General features: G+C 70.8%; 21 protein-coding genes. 14 read left to right on the forward strand and 7 right to left on the reverse strand.

Annotated features, from left to right (window positions below; all coding sequences use genetic code 11):
- Positions 1 to 60 precede the first annotated feature (60 nt).
- Positions 61 to 843, reverse strand: a complete 783-nt coding sequence (locus tag Sspor_RS31245; RefSeq protein WP_202202085.1) for an ABC transporter permease — start codon at positions 841 to 843, stop codon at positions 61 to 63.
- Positions 840 to 1,766 (reverse strand): ABC transporter ATP-binding protein, encoded by a 927-nt coding sequence (locus Sspor_RS31250; protein WP_202202086.1) that lies wholly within the window; start codon positions 1,764 to 1,766, stop codon positions 840 to 842. The genes Sspor_RS31245 and Sspor_RS31250 overlap by 4 nt, the downstream gene beginning before the upstream one ends.
- A 365-nt stretch (positions 1,767 to 2,131) precedes the next feature.
- Between Sspor_RS31250 and Sspor_RS31255 the strand changes: the two genes are divergently transcribed.
- The 11 genes from Sspor_RS31255 (at position 2,132) to Sspor_RS31305 (ending at position 11,252) form a co-directional block, all read left to right on the forward strand.
- Positions 2,132 to 2,893, forward strand: a complete 762-nt coding sequence (locus tag Sspor_RS31255; RefSeq protein ID WP_202202087.1) for a helix-turn-helix transcriptional regulator — start codon at positions 2,132 to 2,134, stop codon at positions 2,891 to 2,893.
- A complete protein-coding gene (sufB, locus tag Sspor_RS31260) occupies positions 2,890 to 4,305 on the forward strand; it encodes a Fe-S cluster assembly protein SufB (protein ID WP_030762516.1) in 1,416 nt (471 codons plus the stop codon). Before Sspor_RS31255 ends, sufB begins: the two co-directional genes overlap by 4 nt.
- Positions 4,306 to 4,386: 81 nt before the next feature.
- A complete protein-coding gene (sufD, locus tag Sspor_RS31265; protein ID WP_202202088.1) occupies positions 4,387 to 5,565 on the forward strand; it encodes a Fe-S cluster assembly protein SufD in 1,179 nt (392 codons plus the stop codon).
- Complete coding sequence (locus tag Sspor_RS31270; protein WP_030009135.1) at positions 5,565 to 5,882, forward strand: bifunctional 3-phenylpropionate/cinnamic acid dioxygenase ferredoxin subunit; 318 nt, start codon at positions 5,565 to 5,567, stop codon at positions 5,880 to 5,882. The genes sufD and Sspor_RS31270 overlap by 1 nt, the downstream gene beginning before the upstream one ends.
- Before the next feature lie 7 nt (positions 5,883 to 5,889).
- The gene (gene sufC, locus Sspor_RS31275) at positions 5,890 to 6,657 is read left to right on the forward strand and encodes a Fe-S cluster assembly ATPase SufC (protein WP_030720347.1); all 768 of its coding nucleotides are present in this window, start codon (positions 5,890 to 5,892) and stop codon (positions 6,655 to 6,657) included.
- A complete protein-coding gene (locus Sspor_RS31280) occupies positions 6,654 to 7,910 on the forward strand; it encodes a cysteine desulfurase (protein ID WP_189973804.1) in 1,257 nt (418 codons plus the stop codon). Before sufC ends, Sspor_RS31280 begins: the two co-directional genes overlap by 4 nt.
- Positions 7,911 to 7,932: 22 nt before the next feature.
- Positions 7,933 to 8,394 carry a Fe-S cluster assembly sulfur transfer protein SufU gene (sufU, locus tag Sspor_RS31285; protein ID WP_030027090.1) on the forward strand — a complete coding sequence of 154 codons (462 nt, stop codon included), beginning with the start codon at positions 7,933 to 7,935 and terminating at the stop codon, positions 8,392 to 8,394.
- Complete coding sequence (locus Sspor_RS31290; protein ID WP_030009139.1) at positions 8,391 to 8,735, forward strand: metal-sulfur cluster assembly factor; 345 nt, start codon at positions 8,391 to 8,393, stop codon at positions 8,733 to 8,735. Before sufU ends, Sspor_RS31290 begins: the two co-directional genes overlap by 4 nt.
- Before the next feature lie 224 nt (positions 8,736 to 8,959).
- A complete protein-coding gene (locus tag Sspor_RS31295) occupies positions 8,960 to 10,330 on the forward strand; it encodes a hypothetical protein (protein WP_372499618.1) in 1,371 nt (456 codons plus the stop codon).
- Positions 10,331 to 10,380: 50 nt separating this feature from the next.
- Entirely contained in the window at positions 10,381 to 10,701 is a 321-nt protein-coding gene (locus Sspor_RS31300; RefSeq protein ID WP_202202089.1) for a DMT family transporter, read from the forward strand.
- A complete protein-coding gene (locus Sspor_RS31305; RefSeq protein ID WP_202202090.1) occupies positions 10,701 to 11,252 on the forward strand; it encodes a TetR/AcrR family transcriptional regulator in 552 nt (183 codons plus the stop codon). Before Sspor_RS31300 ends, Sspor_RS31305 begins: the two co-directional genes overlap by 1 nt.
- Before the next feature lie 79 nt (positions 11,253 to 11,331).
- Here Sspor_RS31305 and Sspor_RS31310 read toward each other — a convergent pair whose 3' ends face one another.
- Positions 11,332 to 12,207 carry a winged helix-turn-helix transcriptional regulator gene (locus Sspor_RS31310; protein ID WP_202202091.1) on the reverse strand — a complete coding sequence of 292 codons (876 nt, stop codon included), beginning with the start codon at positions 12,205 to 12,207 and terminating at the stop codon, positions 11,332 to 11,334.
- Between the two features lie 108 nt (positions 12,208 to 12,315).
- Between Sspor_RS31310 and Sspor_RS31315 the strand changes: the two genes are divergently transcribed.
- Both Sspor_RS31315 and dapD read left to right on the forward strand, forming a co-directional pair.
- Entirely contained in the window at positions 12,316 to 13,545 is a 1,230-nt protein-coding gene (locus Sspor_RS31315; protein WP_202203986.1) for an MFS transporter, read from the forward strand.
- 9 nt (positions 13,546 to 13,554) lie between these two features.
- A complete protein-coding gene (dapD, locus tag Sspor_RS31320; RefSeq protein WP_202202092.1) occupies positions 13,555 to 14,535 on the forward strand; it encodes a 2,3,4,5-tetrahydropyridine-2,6-dicarboxylate N-succinyltransferase in 981 nt (326 codons plus the stop codon).
- 93 nt (positions 14,536 to 14,628) lie between these two features.
- Here the strand turns inward: dapD and Sspor_RS31325 are convergent, their stop codons facing one another.
- From Sspor_RS31325 to Sspor_RS31340, 4 genes are all read right to left on the reverse strand, one after another.
- Entirely contained in the window at positions 14,629 to 15,102 is a 474-nt protein-coding gene (locus tag Sspor_RS31325) for a hypothetical protein (RefSeq protein ID WP_202202093.1), read from the reverse strand.
- A 10-nt stretch (positions 15,103 to 15,112) separates the two neighbouring features.
- Positions 15,113 to 15,367: a hypothetical protein gene (locus Sspor_RS31330; RefSeq protein ID WP_202202094.1), complete on the reverse strand. Its 255-nt coding sequence runs from the start codon at positions 15,365 to 15,367 to the stop codon at positions 15,113 to 15,115.
- Positions 15,368 to 15,511: 144 nt separating this feature from the next.
- Positions 15,512 to 15,982: a GNAT family N-acetyltransferase gene (locus Sspor_RS31335; RefSeq protein WP_202202095.1), complete on the reverse strand. Its 471-nt coding sequence runs from the start codon at positions 15,980 to 15,982 to the stop codon at positions 15,512 to 15,514.
- A gap of 69 nt (positions 15,983 to 16,051) precedes the next feature.
- Positions 16,052 to 17,893: a DUF8508 domain-containing protein gene (locus tag Sspor_RS31340; protein WP_202202096.1), complete on the reverse strand. Its 1,842-nt coding sequence runs from the start codon at positions 17,891 to 17,893 to the stop codon at positions 16,052 to 16,054.
- Between the two features lie 400 nt (positions 17,894 to 18,293).
- Here Sspor_RS31340 and Sspor_RS31345 point away from each other — a divergent pair, with 400 nt between their 5' ends.
- Positions 18,294 to 19,790, forward strand: a complete 1,497-nt coding sequence (locus Sspor_RS31345) for a hypothetical protein (protein ID WP_202202097.1) — start codon at positions 18,294 to 18,296, stop codon at positions 19,788 to 19,790.
- Positions 19,791 to 19,904: the final 114 nt, after the last annotated feature.

Below are 19,904 nucleotides of genomic sequence, written 5' to 3' on the forward strand. Positions count from 1 at the left end.
CCCCGGCTTCATGTGTGAGGGGCCCATCCTCGCGGCATCGCCGCCACGAGGGGAGGGATTTCATTCCCAGCGGAAGAGCCGCGCGGCGGCGCCCAGACCGAGTACGGCCCAGCCCGCCAGTACGGCCGCGTCGCCCCACGGGAGCGAGGCCCCGTGCTGGAGCACCTCGCGCAGCCCGTCGGACAGCGCCGAGATGGGCAGCAGCCCCAGGACCGACCGCACGGCGTCCGGGAACTTCTCCAGCGGCACGATCACGCCGCCGCCGACCAGCAGCAGCAGGAAGACCAGATTGGCGGCGGCCAGGGTCATCTCGGCCTTGAGGGTGCCGGCCATCAGCAGTCCGAGGCCGGAGAAGGCGGCGGTGCCCAGCAGGAGCAGCGCGGCCACCGACAGCGGGTCGCCCTGCGGGGACCAGCCCAGCATGAGGGCGATCACCGTCAGCAGGGCGATCTGCAGCACCTCGGTGACCAGCACCGACAGGGTCTTGGCGGCCATCAGGGCCCAGCGCGGCAGGGGAGAGGCCCCGAGCCGCTTGAGGACTCCGTACCGGCGGTCGAAGCCGGTGGCGATGGCCTGGCCGGTGAAGGCGGTGGACATCACGGCGAGCGCCAGGATCCCCGGCGCGAGGAAGTCCACGGACTTCCCGCTGCCGCCCTCCCCCACCGGCACCGTGACGATGTCGACCGCGGAGAAGAGGGTCAGCAGCAGCGCCGGGATGATCACGGTGAGCAGCAGCTGCTCCCCGTTGCGCAGCAGCATCCGGGTCTCCAGCGCCGTCTGGGCGAGGATCATGCGGGACACGGGCGCGGCCCCGGGGCGGGGGGTGAACGTACCGGCGCTCATGCGCGCAGCTCCTTACCGGTCAGTTCGAGGAAGACGTCTTCGAGGGTGTGCCGCTCCACCGTGAGGCTACTCGGCATCACGCCGTGCTGCGCGCACCAGGAGGCGACGGTGGCCAGCAGCTGCGGGTGGACGTCGCCGGTGACCCGGTAGACGCCCGGGGTGAGCTCGGCGGCCTGGGTGCCGTCGGGCAGCGCCTTCAGGAGCGAGGCGAGGTCGAGGGAGGGGCGGCCGGTGAAGCGCAGGGTGTTCTCGGCGCCGCCCCGGCACAGCTGCTCGGGGCTGCCGTGGACGATGACCCTGCCCGCGTCCACGATGGCGACCTCGTCGGCGAGCTGCTCGGCCTCGTCCATGTGGTGGGTGGTGAGGACGACGGTGACCCCGTCGGTGCGCAGCTCCCGTACGAGGTCCCAGGTCGCGCGGCGGGCCTGCGGGTCCAGGCCGGCGGTGGGCTCGTCGAGGAAGACCAGTTCGGGGCGGCCCACCACGGCCATGGCCAGGGCCAGGCGCTGCTGCTGGCCGCCCGAGAGCCTGCGGTAGGGCGTGCGGCCGCAGCCGCCGAGTCCGAGGCGTTCCACCAGGGTGGCGACGTCGAGCGGGTCGGCGTACAGCTTGGCCATGTGGCGCAGCATCTCGACGGCGCGCGCTCCGGAGTAGACGCCTCCGGACTGCAGCATCACGCCGATCCGCGGGCGCAGGGCCTCGGCCCGGGCGACCGGGTCGAGGCCGAGGACGCGGACCGTGCCGGCGTCGGGGCGGAGGTAGCCCTCGCAGCTCTCCACCGTGGTCGTCTTGCCCGCGCCGTTGGGACCGAGGACCGCGGTGACGGAGCCGCTCCGGACGGTGAGGTCCAGGCCGTCCACCGCGGTCTTGGTGCCGTACCGCTTCACCAGTCCGCGGATCTCCACGGCGGGGTCGTTGCTCATGGGGGGTGAGTCTACGGAGCCCCGGGAGGGGCCGGATGTCCCGGGTCGGGGCCTCCTCGGCTCCGGGATTCGAACGCGGCGTCGCGAATACTGTTCTTTTCAGTCCGTCGGCCCTGGCTGTGTCGGCTTGTTTCCGTGATCTTTTCGGGAGCTCGGCCTTTCCGGTGCCGGATGGCCCGTGCGGCCACAGGTGCGCTGGTGGGAGCGTTGTGCGGGGTCTTCGAAAGCATCCCGCCGGGTAGCGGAATGTCCTCTTCCAAATAACTCTCCGTCGATAAATTAGGTAACCCTTAGTGATGGAGGCCACCAGGGGTGGCGTCCGTCACGGCTTGTCGCAGCTCGACTAATTACGCAACAATGGCGTTGTGAAATACGGCGAACGGCAGATCGACACCCCCCAGGGGGAGCTCGGCACCGGGGAGCGGTCAACCCGCAACCGCGTGGCGCGCTCGATCCTGGACCACGGTCCGTCCACCGTCGCCGACCTCGCCCAGCGTCTCGGCCTCACCCAGGCCGCCGTCCGCCGCCACCTCGACACGCTCGTCTCCGACGACGTGGTCGAACCCCGTGAGCAGCGTGTGTACGGTGCGCGCGCCCGGGGTCGGCCCGCCAAGGTCTTCGCGCTCACCGACTGCGGCCGCGACGCCTTCGACCAGTCCTACGACACGCTCGCCGCGGACGCCCTGCGCTGGATCGCGCAGTCGGTCGGCGGCGGCGAGCAGGGCGAGGTGGCCGTCGCCGCCTTCGCCAGGTCGCGGATGGAAACGCAGGCGCGGGCCTACAAGGAGGCCGTCGAGGCGGCCGCCCCGCAGGAGCGCGCGGAGGCCCTTGCCAGGGCGTTGACCGTGGACGGGTACGCTGCTACGGCGAAGAGCGCTCCCGGTCCGCACAGCGGTGAACAGCTCTGCCAGCACCACTGCCCGGTCGCGCACGTCGCCGAGCAGTTCCCGCAGCTCTGCGAGGCGGAGACCGAGGTCTTCTCCCGCCTGCTCGGGACCCATGTGCAGCGCCTCGCCACGATCGCCCATGGCGACGGGGTGTGCACGACGTTCATTCCGCGTAGCGCGAGCACCACACAGACCGACACATCAGTATCTGCAAGTACGGCCGGGAGGAACCCCGCATGACCACGGAGATCGCTCACCCTGAGCTCGATGGCCTGGGCACCTACGAATACGGCTGGGCCGACTCCGACGCGGCCGGCGCCGCTGCCAAGCGGGGTCTCTCCGAGGATGTCGTCCGCGACATCTCGGCGAAGAAGTCCGAGCCGGAGTGGATGCTGAAGCTCCGCCTCAAGGGCCTGAAGCTGTTCGACAAGAAGCCCATGCCGAACTGGGGTTCCGACCTCTCGGGCATCGACTTCGACAACATCAAGTACTTCGTGCGTTCCACCGAGAAGCAGGCCGCTTCGTGGGAGGACCTGCCCGAGGACATCAAGAACACGTACGACAAGCTCGGCATCCCGGAGGCGGAGAAGCAGCGCCTCGTCGCCGGTGTCGCGGCCCAGTACGAGTCCGAGGTCGTCTACCACCAGATCCGTGAGGACCTGGAGGAGCAGGGCGTCATCTTCCTCGACACGGACACCGCGCTCAAGGAGCACCCGGAGCTCTTCCAGGAGTACTTCGGCACGGTCATCCCGGTCGGCGACAACAAGTTCGCGTCGCTGAACACCGCGGTGTGGTCCGGCGGCTCCTTCATCTACGTCCCCAAGGGCGTGAAGGTCGACATCCCGCTCCAGGCCTACTTCCGTATCAACACGGAGAACATGGGCCAGTTCGAGCGGACGCTGATCATCGTCGACGAGGACGCCTACGTCCACTACGTCGAGGGCTGCACCGCCCCGATCTACTCCTCGGACTCGCTGCACAGCGCCGTGGTCGAGATCATCGTCAAGAAGGGCGGCCGCTGCCGCTACACGACGATCCAGAACTGGTCGAACAACGTCTACAACCTGGTCACCAAGCGCGCCGTGGCGTACGAGGGCGCGACCATGGAGTGGATCGACGGCAACATCGGTTCCAAGGTCACCATGAAGTACCCGGCCGTCTACCTGATGGGCGAGCACGCCAAGGGCGAGACCCTGTCCATCGCCTTCGCGGGCGAGGGCCAGCACCAGGACGCCGGCTCCAAGATGGTCCACATGGCGCCGAACACCTCCTCGAACATCGTCTCCAAGTCGGTGGCCCGAGGCGGCGGCCGCACCTCCTACCGGGGCCTCGTCGAGATCGGCGAGGGCGCCCACGGCTCGAAGTCCAACGTGCTGTGCGACGCGCTCCTGGTCGACACCATCTCCCGCTCGGACACGTACCCCTACGTGGACGTCCGCGAGGACGACGTCTCCATGGGCCACGAGGCCACGGTCTCCAAGGTCTCCGACGACCAGCTCTTCTACCTGATGAGCCGCGGTATGACGGAGTTCGAGGCGATGGCCATGATCGTGCGCGGCTTCGTCGAGCCCATCGCGCGTGAGCTGCCCATGGAGTACGCGCTGGAGCTGAACCGGCTGATCGAGCTGCAGATGGAGGGATCGGTCGGCTGACCGCCGGCCGCGCGGCGTCCCCCGCCGCACATCCTTCTACGTAGGCAGTGTTCTTCAAAGAGAGTGAGCAAGACGACAGCCATGGCTGAGGCTCAGAACATTCCGGCGGGTTCGACCACCGCCGGCGCGATCGCGGTGGCCGCCGAGTCCACCGTCGCCACCCGGATGAGTGCGCCCCCGTCCTTCGACGTGGCGGACTTCCCGGTTCCGAACGGCCGCGAGGAGGAGTGGCGCTTCACGCCGCTCGCCCGCCTCAAGGGCCTGCACGACGGCACCGCGGTCGCCAACGGCACCATGAAGGCCCAGATCGACGCGCCCGAGGGCGTCACGGTCGAGTCGGTGGAGCGCGGCGACGCGCGCATCGGCAAGGCCGGCATCCCGGTGGACCGGATCGCCGCCCAGGCGTTCTCGTCCTTCGCCAAGGCCACGGTCGTCACCGTGCCCAAGGAGACGGTCCTCACCGAGCCGGTGCGCGTGACGCTGCACGGCGAGGGCGGCACCACCTTCGGCCACACCGTCTTCGACGTGCAGGCCTTCGCCGAGGCCGTCATCGTCATCGACCACACCGGTGACGGCGTGCGCGCCGCCAACGTCGACTTCCTGGTCGGCGACGGCGCCAAGCTCACCGTCGTGTCCGTGCAGGACTGGGACGACACCGCCGTCCACTGCTCCCAGCACAACACGCTGGTCGGCCGCGACGCGACCTTCAAGTCGGTCGTGGTCACCTTCGGCGGCGACCTCGTGCGCCTCCACCCGCGCATCAGCTACGCCGGCCCCGGCGGCGAGGCCGAGCTCTTCGGCCTGTACTTCACGGACGCCGGCCAGCACCAGGAGCACCGCCTCCTGGTCACGCACGACGCCCCGCACTGCAAGTCGAACGTGGTCTACAAGGGCGCGCTCCAGGGCCAGGACGCCCACGCGGTCTGGATCGGTGACGTGCTCATCCAGAAGAGCGCCGAGGGCACCGACACCTACGAGATGAACCGCAACCTCGTCCTCACGGACGGCGCGCGGGTCGACTCGGTGCCGAACCTGGAGATCGAGACCGGCGAGATCGTCGGCGCCGGCCACGCCTCCGCGACCGGCCGCTTCGACGACGAGCAGCTCTTCTACCTGCAGGCCCGTGGCATCCCGGCCGACGAGGCCCGCCGCCTGGTCGTCCGCGGCTTCTTCGCGGAGCTCGTCCAGCAGATCGGTGTCGACGACATCGAGGAGCGTCTGCTCGCCAAGATCGAGACCGAGCTCCAGGGTTCCGTCTGATGAATTACGTCAAGGCCTGTGCGCTCAGCGAGCTGGAGGAGAACACCCCGAAGCGGGTGGAACTCGACGGCACGCCGGTGTCCATCGTCTCCACCGAGGGGGAGGTGTTCGCGATCAACGACATCTGCTCGCACGCGAACGTCTCGCTCTCGGAGGGCGAGGTCGAAGACTGCATGATCGAGTGCTGGCTGCACGGGTCGGCCTTCGACCTGCGCACCGGCAAGCCCTCGGGTCTGCCCGCGACGCGCCCCGTACCCGTATACCCCGTAAAGATCGAAGGGGACGACGTGCTCGTCTCCCTCACCCAGGAGTCCTGAGGTATCCATGGCAACGCTTGAAATCCACGACCTGCACGTCTCCGTCGAGGCCGAGAACGGCGCCCGCGAGATCCTCAAGGGCGTCGACCTCACCGTCAAGCAGGGTGAGACGCACGCCATCATGGGTCCGAACGGCTCGGGCAAGTCCACCCTGGCGTACTCGCTCGCCGGTCACCCGAAGTACACCATCACCGGTGGCACCGTGACCCTCGACGGCGAGGACGTCCTGGAGATGTCCGTCGACGAGCGCGCCCGCGCCGGCGTCTTCCTCGCGATGCAGTACCCGGTCGAGGTCCCCGGTGTCTCGGTCTCCAACTTCCTGCGCACCTCGGCCACCGCGATCCGCGGCGAGGCGCCGAAGCTGCGTACCTGGGTGAAGGAGGTCAAGTCCGCGATGGAGCAGCTCCAGATGGACCCGGCCTTCGCCGAGCGCAACGTCAACGAGGGCTTCTCCGGCGGTGAGAAGAAGCGCCACGAGATCCTGCAGCTGGAGCTCCTGAAGCCGAAGATCGCGATCCTCGACGAGACCGACTCCGGTCTCGACGTCGACGCCCTGCGCCAGGTCTCCGAGGGCGTCAACCGCGTCCGCGCGACCGGCGAGGTCGGCACGCTGCTGATCACGCACTACACGCGGATCCTCCGCTACATCAAGCCCGACTTCGTCCACGTCTTCTCCGAGGGCCGCATCGCCGAGTCCGGTGGCGCCGAGCTCGCCGACAAGCTGGAGGCCGAAGGCTACGAGTCGTACAGCACGAAGGGTGGCGCGACCGCGTGACACAGCTGCCTGGCCTCCTCGACATCGAGGCGATCCGAAAGGACTTCCCCCTTCTGGATCGTGTGGTCCACGACGGGAAGAAGATCGTTTACCTGGACAACGCGGCGACCTCGCAGAAGCCGCGCCAGGTGCTCGACGCGCTGAACGAGTACTACGAGCAGCACAACGCCAACGTCCACCGTGGCGTGCACGTGCTCGCCGAGGAGGCCACGGCGCTGTACGAGGGCGCTCGCGACAAGGTCGCCGCCTTCATCAACGCGCCGAGCCGCGACGAGGTGATCTTCACCAAGAACGCCTCGGAGTCGCTCAACCTCGTCGCGAACATGCTCGGCTGGGCGGACGAGCCCTACCGGGTCGACCGCGAGACCGAGATCGCCATCACGGAGATGGAGCACCACTCCAACATCGTGCCGTGGCAGCTGCTCTCGCAGCGCACCGGCGCGAAGCTGAAGTGGTTCGGCCTCACCGACGACGGCCGGCTCGACCTGTCCAACATCGAAGAGGTCATCACGGAGAAGACGAAGATCGTCTCCTTCACGCTGGTCTCCAACATCATGGGCACGGTCAACCCGGTCGAGGCGATCGTCCGGCGCGCCCAGGACGTCGGCGCCCTCGTGCTGATCGACGCCTCCCAGGCCGCCCCGCACATGCCGCTGGACGTGCAGGCGCTCGGCGCCGACTTCGTGGCCTTCACCGGCCACAAGATGTGCGGCCCGACCGGCATCGGCGTCCTGTGGGGCCGCCAGGAGCTCCTGGAGGACCTGCCCCCGTTCCTCGGCGGCGGCGAGATGATCGAGACCGTGTCGATGCACGCCTCGACCTACGCCCCGGCGCCCCACAAGTTCGAGGCGGGCACGCCCCCGATCGCCCAGGCCGTCGGCCTCGGCGCGGCCGTGGACTACCTGTCCGCGATCGGCATGGACAAGATCGCCGCGCACGAGCACGCGATCACCGAGTACGCGATCAAGCGCCTCGCGGAAGTGCCCGACCTGCGGATCATCGGCCCCACCACGGCCGAGGACCGCGGCGCCGCGATCTCCTTCGTCCTGGGTGACATCCACCCGCACGACGTCGGCCAGGTACTGGACGAGCAGGGCATCGCGGTCCGCGTGGGACACCACTGCGCGCGCCCCGTCTGCCTGCGCTACGGAATTCCTGCGACGACGCGAGCGTCTTTCTACCTGTACTCCTCTCCGGCCGAGGTCGACGCGCTGATCGACGGGCTGGAGCACGTACGGAACTTCTTCGGCTGACGGACGAGGCGACGAGGACGCAGTGAAGCTGGATTCGATGTACCAGGAACTGATCCTGGACCACTACAAGCACCCGCACGGGCGTGGCCTGCGTGACGGCGACGCCGAGGTGCACCACGTCAACCCGACCTGCGGTGACGAGATCACGCTGCGCGTGAAGTACGACGGGGAGACGCTGACCGACGTCTCCTACGAGGGCCAGGGCTGCTCCATCAGCCAGGCCAGCGCGTCCGTACTGAACGAGCTGCTCGTGGGCAAGGAACTGGCCGAGGCGCAGAAGATCCAGGCAGTCTTCCTGGAGATGATGCAGTCCAAGGGCAAGATCGAGCCCGACGAGGCCATGGAGGAGGTGCTGGAGGACGCGGTCGCGTTCGTCGGCGTCTCCAAGTACCCGGCTCGTGTGAAGTGCGCTCTGCTGAGCTGGATGGCGTGGAAGGACGCGACGGCCCAGGCTCTGGGCGACGCGGAGAGGAAGACGGCATGACCGAGAACGCGACGCCCGAGGCGTCGATCAAGCCGGCCACCGAGGAGGAGGTCCGCGAGGCCCTCTACGACGTGGTCGACCCCGAGCTGGGCATCGACGTCGTCAACCTGGGCCTGATCTACGGCATCCACATCGACGACGCGAACATCGCCACCCTCGACATGACGCTGACCTCCGCGGCCTGCCCGCTGACGGATGTCATCGAGGACCAGGCGAAGTCGGCGACGGACGGCATCGTCAGCGAACTTCGCATCAACTGGGTCTGGATGCCGCCGTGGGGCCCGGACAAGATCACGGACGACGGCCGCGAGCAGCTCCGCGCGCTCGGCTTCAACGTCTGATCACCGCTCCACCCCCTGCTCGACCGAGGGCCCCCGGCACATCCGTGCCGGGGGCCCTCGGCGTTTCCCGCCGGTGACCGCGCCGACGCCCGGGTGGCGGGCGCCACGGATTTCCGGAACGCTGTTCTCCGGGTGGACGGGTGGTGTGCACCGGGAATTGTCCACCGTGGCCGAATCTTCTCGACGGCCGTCACGACGTGACGCCGTAGACGAGAGGACCTTCCGTGACCGTTCGCTTCGCCGCCGGTACCGCCGGCGCCGCCGCCCTGCTGGTCGCCGCGCTGACCGTCCCCGCGCAGGCCGTGACGTACGGGACGCCGACGATCGCGCTCTCCGCCTCCTACCTGTCCGGGGCCGTCGGCGCGACCGGTGACCCGGTCGTGAACGTCACCGTCGGCCAGAGCGGGGCCGACGCCTCCGCCCTCACCGTCAGCGCGTCCGCGTCGAGCAAGGCCTCGGTCGCCGGGACGGGCGACGTGAGCGTCACCGGCACGGGCGCGGTGCGGCAGCTGGCCGTCGCCGCCCGCGGCCGCGGCTACACCAACCTCACCGTCAAGGTCACCGGGCTGGGCGGCAAGACCGCCACCAAGACGCTGTCCTACGCGGCCTCGGCCGCCGTGCAGAACCCGGCCGACGCGCGCTACCTCACCGGGTCCGCGGACGCCTCGGCCGCCGTCGACGTGGGCGGCGGCTACGCGGTGGTGGCCGACGACGAGTCGAACGTGCTGCGCCTGTACGACCGCTCCCGCTCGGGCGCGCCGGTGAAGACCTGGGACTTCAGCTCGCAGCTCGGGGTCAGCAAGGAGGTGGACATCGAGGGCGCGACCCGGATCGGCAACACCGTCTACTGGACCGGCTCGCTCGGCAACAACAAGGACGGCGAGTACAAGGCACCCCGCAACACCGTCTTCACCACCACGGTGAGCGGCTCCGGCGCGGGCGCGCAGCTGACGTACGGGCGCTCGTACAAGAAGCTCCGCGACGACCTGGTGGCCTGGGACACGGCGAACGGGAACAGGTACGGCTTCGCGGCCGGCACCGCGGAGGGGGAGGCCCCGAAGCAGATCGACGGGTTCAACGTGGAGGGCCTGGAGTTCGCGCCGGGCTCGACCACCACCGCCTACCTGGGCTTCCGGGCCCCGCTGGCGCCGGTCGTGCCCGGCGGCAAGGCCCTGATCGTGCCGGTCACCAACTTCGACCAGGTCCTGGCGAGCGGGGCCAAGGCCACCTTCGGCGCGGGGGTCGAGCTGGACCTCGGCGGGCTCTCCGTCCGGGACATCCGCAAGAACGCGGCCGGGCAGTACCTGATCCTGGCCGGCTCCTGGGCCGCGGACGACAACTCCGACCCGTACGCCCTCTACCAGTGGGACGGCGTCCCCGGCCACGCCCCGGTCAAGCGGGCGGACCTGCCGACCACCGACCCCGGCGGCTGGGAGGCCATCGTCGAGGTGCCGGACCTGACGGCTCCGGGCGCACGGGTCCAGCTGATCACCGACAGCGGGTCCGCGGACCTGTACGGGGACGGCACCGAGGCCAAGGACCTGACGCACGCGGAGTGGAAGAAGGCCCGGACGGCCTGGTTCACGCTCGGCTGATGCCCGATCGTTGTGTACGGCTGTACGCAGCGATGTGTACAGTCGTACGCATGCCCTACGTCATGCTTGCCGCGGCCATCGCGGCCGAGGTCGCCGGTACCACCGCCATGAAGTACAGCGACGGCTTCACGAAGCTGTGGCCGTCGCTGGGCACCCTGCTGGGCTACGTCATCGCCTTCACCCTGCTCGCGCAGACGCTGAAGTCGTTGTCGGTCGGCACGGCGTACGCCATCTGGGCGGGCGTCGGCACCGCCGCGATCGCCGCCATAGGCATGGTGTTCCTGGGCGAGGCGGCCACCGCCGCCAAGATCGCCGGGATCGCCCTGGTCATCGGCGGCGTGGTCCTGCTCAATCTCGGCGGGGCCCACTGATGACCCCCGGTGCGCGGCGCTACGACCCGGACCGGCGGCAGCGGATCATCGACGCGGCGCTCCGGGTGGTGGGCGAGCGGGGCATCTCGGGGCTGAGCCACCGCAGCGCCGCCGCGGAGGCCGACGTACCGCTCGGGTCGACCACGTACCACTTCAAGACGCTGGACGACCTGCTGGTCGCCGCGCTGCGCCAGGCCAACGAGGGCTTCGCGCAGGCGGTGGCGCGCTCGACCGCGCTGGCCGACCCGGACGCGGACCTCGCCGGGGCCCTGGCCCGCATGCTCGGGGAGTTCCTCGCGGCGGACCGGGGCCGGGTCGAGCTGGAGTACGAGCTCTACCTCGCGGCCCTGCGCCGCCCGGCGCTGCGCCCCGTGGCGGCGCAGTGGTGCGAGGCGGTGGCGGCGGCGCTGACCCCGCGGACCGACCCGGTGACCGCGCGGGCACTGGTGGCGGCCATGGACGGGATCGGCCTGCAGGTCCTGCTGACGGACGCCGCGTACGACGAGGAGTACGCCCGCGAGGTCCTGCGGCGGATCCTGCGGCCGTCGTAGGCGCGCCGCCGGCGGCCGGTTCCGCCCCGCGCCCCGGTCACCTCGACGAGGCGGGGCGCCTGCGCGGGCGGCGGCCCGCTCAGCCGGCGGAGCGTACCGCCGCGAGGGCGGTCTGCACGCTCGCCTCGATGTCCCGGATCGGGTAGATCACCTCGCGGACCGTGCGGTCGCGGTCGATGACCAAGGTGAGCCGCTTGATCCGGCTCGTGCCCCCCGCGCGGAACGTCGGCAGCCGCAGCGCGGTCGTCAGCGTCAGCTCCGCGTCCGACAGGAGCGGGAAGCGCAGCCGCTCCAGCTCCGCGAACTCCCGCTGCTCGTCCGGACGCTGGGCCGACACCCCGTGCACGGTGGCGCCGGCCGCGGTGAACTCCGCGAGCTGGTCGCGGTAGGTGCACGACTCGAACGTGCAGCCCGTGGCGCCGGGGATGCCGGCCCAGCCGGGCGGGTAGGACTCGGCGCGCGCGTACGCGCCCGGGAAGCAGTACAGGACCGTGAACGGGGTGTCCGCCACCGGGTCGCTCAGCTCGCCGAAACGGTCGGGCAGCAGCAGCGGCGGAATCCGCGTGCCGCGCAGCGCGTGCACCCGTTCCGCCTCGCGCGAGGCCTCGTCGGTCGTCGCCGTCATCTCTCCCTCTCCCAGGATCCAGGTGTCTCCCCAGTCCTGGAGGGCCACCAGGACGGGCAGCAGCCCCCGCCCGCGCGGGGTCAGCCGGTATTCGTGCCGCACCGGGCGTTCCTGGTACGGCTCGCGCGACAGCACCCCGGCCTCGACGAGCAGCTTCAGCCGTTCCGCCAGCACCTTGCGGGACATTCCCAACTCGCGCTGGAGCTCGTCGAAGCGGTGCAGACCGCGCGCGGCGTCGCGCACGATCAGCAGCGTCCACCAGTCGCCCACCACGTCGAGGGCCTGGGCGATGGCGCAGTCCGCGTCGCCGAGGTGTGTGCGCTGGGCCATGGGAACTCCTTCGTCCGTTGACCCAAGGCTGTCATGCTGACATAGTCCGTTCCCAAAGGGAACTCACTCCGAGGGAACTCACTCAGGGAAGCGGGGGGCACGGGTGTGCTGCAGGGGATCAAGGACGTACCGAGGGTCGTGTGGCTGCTGGCTGCGGGGATCTTCGTCAACACCCTCGCGAGCTTCACCGTCGTCTTCGTCTTCCTCTACCTGACCGGCCCGCGCGGCCTGGGCACCACCCAGGCGGGCCTGATCGTCGGCATCGGCGGCATCGGCCTGGTCGCCGGCAACTTCACCGGCGGCTGGTACGGCGACCGCTTCGGCCACCGCCGGGTGCTGCTCGCCGCCTCGGCGCTCGGGGGATCCGCGCTCGTGGCGCTGCCGGCGGTCTCCACCCCGCTGCTGGCCCTCCTCCTGCCGCTCGCCCAGTACACCTCCGGGGTGATCCGCGCCGCCAACTCCGCGCTGGTCGCCGTCACCGTGCCGGAGGGTTCCCGCCGCCAGGCCTTCGCCGTCACCCGCTGCCTGTCCAACGGAGGCTTCGCGGTGGGCGGACCGCTCGGGGCCCTCATCGCGACCGGCCTCTCCTACGACTGGCTCTTCGTCGCGGACGGCCTCGGAACCCTCCTCTTCGCCCTCTGGACCGCCCGGGTCGTTCCGGCCCGGGCCGCCACCGCCCCTCCCTCGGCCCCGGACGGGGGTCTGGGCCGAGGAGGGCTGTGGCGGGAGCTGCGGGCGCGGCCGGCCGTACTGGTCCTGCTCGGTGCGATCGCCGTCACCGACATCGTCTACCGGCAGCACCTCACGACTTTCCCCGTGTACCTCGCCGACCACGGTCTGGACACCCGCGCCTACGGATGGCTCATCGCGGTCAACTGCGGCGTCATCCTCCTCCTGGAGATTCCCGCCGCCCTCGCCCTGCGCCGGCGCTCCCCGCTGCACGTCATCGGCAGCGGGCTGGTGCTGGTGGGCGGCGGCTACGCGATGCTGGTGCTCGGGGTCGGCACCGCGACGGCCGTCGCGATGATGCTCCTGCTCACCCTCGGCGAGATCCTCTACAAGACCACCGCCATGGCCTACGTCGCCGACGAGTCGCCCGAGCACGCCGTCGGCCGGTTCCAGAGCCTGTACGCGGGCGTCTCCATCAGCGGCTTCGTCCTCGCCGCGCCCCTCGGCGGGGCCCTGTACGACACCGCGCCGCAGCTGCTGTGGCCGCTGTGCGCGGCCCTCGGCGCGGCCGCCGGGGTGATCGTGCTGGTCACGGGTGCGCGGGGGGTGCGGCGACCCGTGCGACCGTCACATGAGACCGGTTCGCGACCGAAGGCCGTCGCCGGTTAGGTTTCGGATATGACTGCTACGCGTACCACCGGCGCCGTCGCCGCCGGCCTTGCCACCATCACCGCCGACGGCACCGTCCTCGACACCTGGTTCCCCGCCCCCGAGCTGGTCGCCGAGCCCGGCCCGGCCGGCACCGAGCGCCTCACCGCCGACCGGGCGGTGGAGCTGCTGGGCGCCGCCGCGGCCAAGGCCCTCCGCACGGACGCGGTCCGCGGCGTCGAGGTCGTAGCCGTCCGCACGGTCATCTCCTCCCTGGAGGACAAGCCGCTGGACGCGCACGACGCGTACCTGCGCCTGCACCTGCTCAGCCACCGCCTGGTCAAGCCGCACGGCCAGAACCTCGACGGCGTCTTCGGCCTGCTGACCAACGTCGCCTGGACCTCGCTCGGCCCGGTCGCCGTCGACCAGGTCGAGACGGTCCGCCTCAACGCGCGCGCCGAGGGCCTGCACCTCCAGGTCACCTCGATCGACAAGTTCCCGCGGATGACGGACTACGTCGCGCCCAAGGGCGTGCGCATCGCCGACGCGGACCGCGTCCGGCTCGGCGCGCACCTCGCCGAGGGCACCACCGTCATGCACGAGGGCTTCGTCAACTTCAACGCGGGCACCCTCGGCACCTCCATGGTGGAGGGCCGCATCTCCGCGGGCGTCGTGGTCGGCGACGGCTCGGACATCGGCGGCGGCGCCTCCACCATGGGCACCCTCTCGGGCGGCGGCAAGCAGATCATCTCGATCGGCGAGCGCACCCTGATCGGCGCCGAGGCGGGCGTGGGCATCGCGCTGGGCGACGAGTGCGTGGTCGAGGCCGGCCTCTACGTGACCGCGGGCACCCGGGTGACCCTTCCGGACGGCCAGATCGTCAAGGCCCTGGAGCTCTCCGGCGCCAGCAACATCCTCTTCCGCCGCAACTCGGTGACCGGCGCCGTCGAGGCCCGCCCGTACAAGGCGGCCTGGGGCGGCCTGAACGAGGTCCTGCACAGCCACAACTGACGTCTGAACCGTCCCCGATCGCCCTCCCGGCCCACCCGGCCCGGAGGGCGCTCGCCTGCCCGGTGTCCACGGGGCGATCCGGGCGTCCGGCGGTCATCCCCGGCGTTCGACCGCGTCCGGCTGCAGCCGCAGCTCCTGGACCTGATAGCAGTCCGAGTAGACGGTGGCGATGACCGCACCGCACGCGCACACCAGGTTCGGACCCCATTCGCCGTCCATCCCGCAGCAGTACCCGCGGCGCATCGCGACGTCCGGATGAGCCTCCAGGCCGATGCCGTCGCCGGGGTTGAGCACGATGGTGCCGCTCGGGCCGGACTCGACGAGCAGGCCGGACGAGGCCTCCAGCACGTACGGGGGGCCACAGGGCGCGGGGTCGATCGCGAAGGTACCGGGGGCCATCCGCACGATCGGTTCGTCGGTGTGGCCGTTCGCGTCCGTGGGTGAGATCCGGGGCTGGTACCACCCGTCGTCCACGTCCGGGTCCGGAAGCGGCCGTTCGGTGACGGCCGGAGTCACCGCGCGGCGGCAGCGACGACACAGGAAGACCGTGGTCAGGGGCGCGTGCACAGGGGGACGCTCAGTGGAGGGCGATCGTGCGGACCAGGCCCGCGAAGGCCTGCTTCTCCGCCTCGGTCAGCTCCACCGACTCCATCGGGTGCGCGGCGGCGCCACGCTGGCCCGGGATCATGGGCAGGCCCTCGGCCCCGGCGGGCTCCGGGTGGTGGAAGTCGCTGTCCCCCCGCATGTGACGGAGGCCGGTGAACCAGACGATCGCGGCCACGAGCAGGACGGCGAGGCCGATTTCCTGAGCGAGGGAGATGGAGGGGAACACGAGGATCCTCCGGGAGTGCGGTCGGTACGAGCCGGTACAAGATCGAGCGTGGAGCTACTCAACCACCCCGACCGGTCGATTCGGCAGGGATGTGTCGAGCGTCACGCCAGGGCCGAAAGTCCCTACCTTGTCCGAGAAGACCCGTTACGGCTCCAGGCGCAGCTTGAAGCCCTCGTGGCTGCGCGCGAAGCCCAGCCGCTCGTAGAACCGGTGCGCGGCCGTCCGACGCTTGTTGCTGGTCAGCTGGACCAGGCCGCATCCGCGCTCGCGGGCCCGCTCGGCGGCGAGCCGCATCAGCTCGGCCCCGAGCCCCGAGCCCCGCCGGTCCGCGCGGATCCGTACCGCTTCCACCAGGGCCCGTTCCTGACCGTTCTGGCCCAGGCCGGGGATGTACGTCAGCTGGAGGCAGCCGACGACGACCTCGCCCGCCGCGTCCGCCCCGCCCCCTTCCGTGAGGACCAGCATCTCGTTGCGGGCGTCCGCCCCGATCGCGGCGAAGGCCCGCTCGTGCGCCTCGCCGACCGTCATCGAGGCCGGGTCGAGGACCTGGTGCTCGTCGGCGAGCAGGGCGAGTACGGCGGGCAGGTCCTGACGGGTGGCCTCACGGAAGATCATGGCCGGATTGTGGCAGGGGGCCCGGCCGGGACGGTGGCCGGACCCCCTGCGGCTGCGGGACCCGGAGGGTTACGGGCGGAAGCGCAGCACCTGCGGGTCGTGGTCGCTGTTCTGCGCCGAGAACTCCGCGTTGATGTGCACGCTGTCGTACGTGAACTTCTTGATCGCCGGGCTGGTCAGGATCTGGTCCAGCACCTGCGCGTTGCCCTGGTAGACGTACGAGTAGCGCTCCGCCTTCGGCAGCGACTTGATCGCCGGGTACAGCGCCCCGCCGTCCGCCAGCGCGTCGGTCGTCGCCGAGAACTCGAAGTCGTTGATGTCACCGAGGACCAGCACGTCGGCGTTCTTGTCCTCCGCCAGGATCTGCTTGACGAAGCCGTTCACGGCCTGCGCCTGCAGCAGTCGCTTGGCCTCCGAGGAGCGGACCGGCGGCTGGTGGTGCGAGGTCAGGCCCTCGTCGCCGCCCTTGGAGCCGAAGTGGTTGGCGATCACGAAGACCGTCTTGCCGCGGAAGACGAACTCGCCGGCCAGCGGCTTGCGGCTGTCCGCCCACGCCGGGTTGGCGGGGTCGATGCGGCCGGGGGAGTGGGTCAGGGCGGCCTTGCCGTTGACCTTGGTCACGCCGGTCGCCGTCACCGCGTCACCCGGGGCGCGCTCGGTGAAGGAGACCCGCGCCGGGTTGAAGAGGAACACCTGGCGGATGTTGCCGCCGGGCTCGCCGCCGTCCTTCTTGTCCTCCGGGTTGACGGTCCGCCACTGGTAGGCCGGGCCGCCGGCGGCCGAGATCGCCGCGGTGAACTTGGTGAGGGTCTGCTCGGCCGAGACGGTGCCGTCGTTCTTGGCGCCGTTGTCGTCCTGGATCTCCTCCAGGGCGAGGACGTCGGGGGAGGCGAGGTTCTCGACGACCGCCTTCGCCAGCGCGTCGAACTTCTCCTGCGGGTCGGTCGGGTCGAGGTTCTCGACGTTGTACGTGGCCACCGCGAGCTCCTGCTCGGCCTGCGGCTTGGTCTTCTCGGGGGCGAGGGTGCCCGCCTTGACGGTGCCGAGGGTGCGGGCCACCAGGGTGTAGCCGCCGAACTGGTTGAAGTCCAGCGGGCCTTCCGTGGTGCCGGTCAGCTTGTCGCCGACGTTGGCCACCGGGAAGGGCTGCTGCGCGACGGGCGCGAGCTGCTGGATCTGCAGGCGGCCGGTGTTCTGGGACTCGTAGGAGCCGTAGATGGTGCCCCCGCGCTTGGCGGTGTTCTCCCAGCCCTTCACCGTGACCCACAGCTCCGAGTACGGGTCGGTGGCGCCGACCACGCGGGAGGTGCCGATCTTGACGTTCATGCCCTCCAGGGACTCGAAGTAGTCGAGGGCGTAGCGCGAGGGCTCCAGGGCCAGGCCGTTGATGCTGCCGGCGGCGGCCGGGTCGCCCGCCGGGGCGTACTCGGCGGGCACCGAGTACTCGTTGACCGCGGTGGCCTCGGGCAGCGCGTTGCCGGAGGAGACCACGGTCACCGTCGGCTTGGAGATCTGGGTCACCGACTGGTTGCCGGAGGTCAGACCGCCGGGGATGTACTCGCCGACCGTGCCGGAGACCTTGACCGCGTCGCCCGTGGCGACGGTCGGGACCGAGTTGGTGAAGACGAAGACGCCCTCGCTGGTGGCGTCGTTGTCGTCGGCGTCCGGGTCCTGGATCCAGAAGCCGCGCGAGCCGTACGTCCGCACGCCCGTCACGATGCCCGCGACGTCCGTGACCTGCTTGCCGTTGAGCGGGGATATCCGGGTGGTGCCCTGAATGTCGTGGATGCGTATCGGATCGGCGGACACGGCGCCTTCGGCCGCGTCGGCGGAGCCCGCGAGCAGGCCGGTGGCCAGTGCGGTGGCGACGAGGGCCGCGACGGCGGCGGAACGGGGATGCGAGGAGCGCATGGGCAGGAACTCCGGTGTGGGAGAGGGAAAAGGTGGGGGGTACGGCAGTGAGATCTGCGGGAGACATGCCGCCCCCGATACATCTACGCGCGTCAATTTCCTGTGTGGCCCGCAAAGTTGTCAACCCCTCCAGGGAATACGACAGCTGACTGTGGGATGAACCAAAGGGGATGGCCCGCCGGACAAACCCGAAATGCGTCTACGCTGGAACGCCGCACTCAGGCCGCGTCTGTCATCTGCGCCACATCCGGCATGCCCGCACTGCCCGTCATGTCGGCCATGTCATCGAAATCCGGGCGCATGTGACGGTCCGACCGGTGCGCGGCCCGTGTCACCAACGCCACACCCCGAAACACCCCGAAACGCCCTGCCCCATCGCGTCCGCGAGGAGAACCGCCCCATGTCCGCAGAGTCGCACCCCACGCTGCCGCCGGTCCGGCTGCACTCCGATGCGGAGCTGGCCCGAGAGGCCCTCGGCGCACCGCTGTTCGCGCGCGCCGTACGGCTCGCCCGCTGGGCCGGACCGGACACCCGCGTCGGCGTCGGCGGCGAGCTCGCCACCGCCCAGCTGCCCGAGGCGGCCGCGGTGCTCGGCCTCGAAGCCGCCGACGAGGACTCCGCCGGGTACGCGAGCCAGGCGTGGCGGGTGGCCGTGGACACCGGACTGGTCGACGTGACCGAACCGGAGGACGACGGCGGGAAGGGCGACGGCGGGGAGGACGACGAGGAACGGTTCGGCACGGCCACCCCCGGTGAGGACCTCGCGCTGGTGACGGGCGGGGCGCCCGGCGACGTACTCGACCTCTGGCTGGCGGCCCTGGACACGGTCCTCGCCGACGCGGCCGTACCCGACCTCGACGACCTCGTCGACGCGCTGGACGCCGGCGGCGAGATCGACTTCGACCGGCTGGACTGGAACCCGGGGCGCGAGGCGGACTTCCTCGACGGGGTCCTCGCCAACCTCTACCTGCTCACCGTCGCCGAGGGCGGGGCCGCGGACGAGCCGGTTCCGCTGCCGGTGCTCGCCGCGTCGATGGTCGTGCCCGACGACATGGGCGAGCCGACCGATGCCGTACTGGAACAGGTCTCGGACGCGATGATGCGCCTCGACGACCAGTTCCGGCAGCTGGAGCCGATCGGGCTGGTGGAGTTCCGGCCCGTCGACGAGGCGCTGATGGCGGAGGCCGAGGGGCCCCTGGAGCCGGAGACCGCGAGCGCCGTGGACGACGAGGACGTGTCCCGCTACGGGATGGTCCGCCTGACCCCCCTCGGCCTCTACGGGGTCCGGGCCCGGATGCTGGAGGCCGGGGTCGATGCCCCCGCCGTCGGCGAACTGGCCGAGAAGGGCGCCGACGTACTGCTCGACGCGGTCTCCTCCTACTCCGAGAGCGCCGCCCAGGCCGAGATCGAGCAGTGGCTGGCGGGCCGGGAACCGGCCGCCGCGGCCGCCGAACTGCTGGCCGCCGCCCGCGGGGACGACGAGGGCGGCCCGCTGCGCCGGCTCCGGTGCCAGCAGGCCCTGGCGCCGGCCGGGCCGGAGGCCGAGCCCGCGGTCCGCTCGGTGCTGGACGACCCGGAGCTCGGCGGGCTCGCCCGGGTCTGGCTGGCGGAGCGCGGGGTGAGCGACGTACCGGCGCCGGACCAGGAAATGGTGTTCTGGCTGACAGTGGACACGATCGCGGCGCAGCTCGCCGCGGACGGGGAGACGGAGGAGCTGCCGCTCCTGATGGAGACCCTGACCGCGCATCACGCGGGCTTCTTCGAGCAGGCATGGCGGGTGGAACACCCGGCGACGGCATACGTCCTGGAGGCGATGGGCCGGCTGCACCCGGACAGGAAGGCGGCCAAGGAGGCCCGCAAGGCCGCCTTCAAGGCCCGCTCCCGCCGTCCGGCCTAGGGGTTCCTGTCGTTCCGGCGGGTGGTGACAATGCGCCGTTCCTGCGGCCGGAGTTGGCCATTCCGGGACAGGGCAAGGGGCCGGTTCCTCTTGGTGGGTAGTTCAGCCGCCGTT

Source organism: Streptomyces spororaveus (genome assembly GCF_016755875.1).
Lineage (GTDB): Bacteria > Actinomycetota > Actinomycetes > Streptomycetales > Streptomycetaceae > Streptomyces > Streptomyces spororaveus.

Excerpts from the sequence above, each read along its gene's own strand:
- Sspor_RS31245 (WP_202202085.1), bottom strand. The coding sequence starts at position 843 with ATGAGCGCCGGTACGTTCACCCCCCGCCCCGGGGCCGCGCCCGTGTCC.
- Sspor_RS31250 (WP_202202086.1), bottom strand. The coding sequence starts at position 1,766 with ATGAGCAACGACCCCGCCGTGGAGATCCGCGGACTGGTGAAGCGGTAC.
- sufB (WP_030762516.1), top strand. The coding sequence starts at position 2,890 with ATGACCACGGAGATCGCTCACCCTGAGCTCGATGGCCTGGGCACCTAC.
- sufD (WP_202202088.1), top strand. The coding sequence starts at position 4,387 with ATGGCTGAGGCTCAGAACATTCCGGCGGGTTCGACCACCGCCGGCGCG.
- Sspor_RS31270 (WP_030009135.1), top strand. The coding sequence starts at position 5,565 with ATGAATTACGTCAAGGCCTGTGCGCTCAGCGAGCTGGAGGAGAACACC.
- sufC (WP_030720347.1), top strand. The coding sequence starts at position 5,890 with ATGGCAACGCTTGAAATCCACGACCTGCACGTCTCCGTCGAGGCCGAG.
- Sspor_RS31290 (WP_030009139.1), top strand. The coding sequence starts at position 8,391 with ATGACCGAGAACGCGACGCCCGAGGCGTCGATCAAGCCGGCCACCGAG.
- Sspor_RS31300 (WP_202202089.1), top strand. The coding sequence starts at position 10,381 with ATGCCCTACGTCATGCTTGCCGCGGCCATCGCGGCCGAGGTCGCCGGT.
- Sspor_RS31305 (WP_202202090.1), top strand. The coding sequence starts at position 10,701 with ATGACCCCCGGTGCGCGGCGCTACGACCCGGACCGGCGGCAGCGGATC.
- Sspor_RS31310 (WP_202202091.1), bottom strand. The coding sequence starts at position 12,207 with ATGGCCCAGCGCACACACCTCGGCGACGCGGACTGCGCCATCGCCCAG.
- dapD (WP_202202092.1), top strand. The coding sequence starts at position 13,555 with ATGACTGCTACGCGTACCACCGGCGCCGTCGCCGCCGGCCTTGCCACC.
- Sspor_RS31335 (WP_202202095.1), bottom strand. The coding sequence starts at position 15,982 with ATGATCTTCCGTGAGGCCACCCGTCAGGACCTGCCCGCCGTACTCGCC.
- Sspor_RS31340 (WP_202202096.1), bottom strand. The coding sequence starts at position 17,893 with ATGCGCTCCTCGCATCCCCGTTCCGCCGCCGTCGCGGCCCTCGTCGCC.
- Sspor_RS31345 (WP_202202097.1), top strand. The coding sequence starts at position 18,294 with ATGTCCGCAGAGTCGCACCCCACGCTGCCGCCGGTCCGGCTGCACTCC.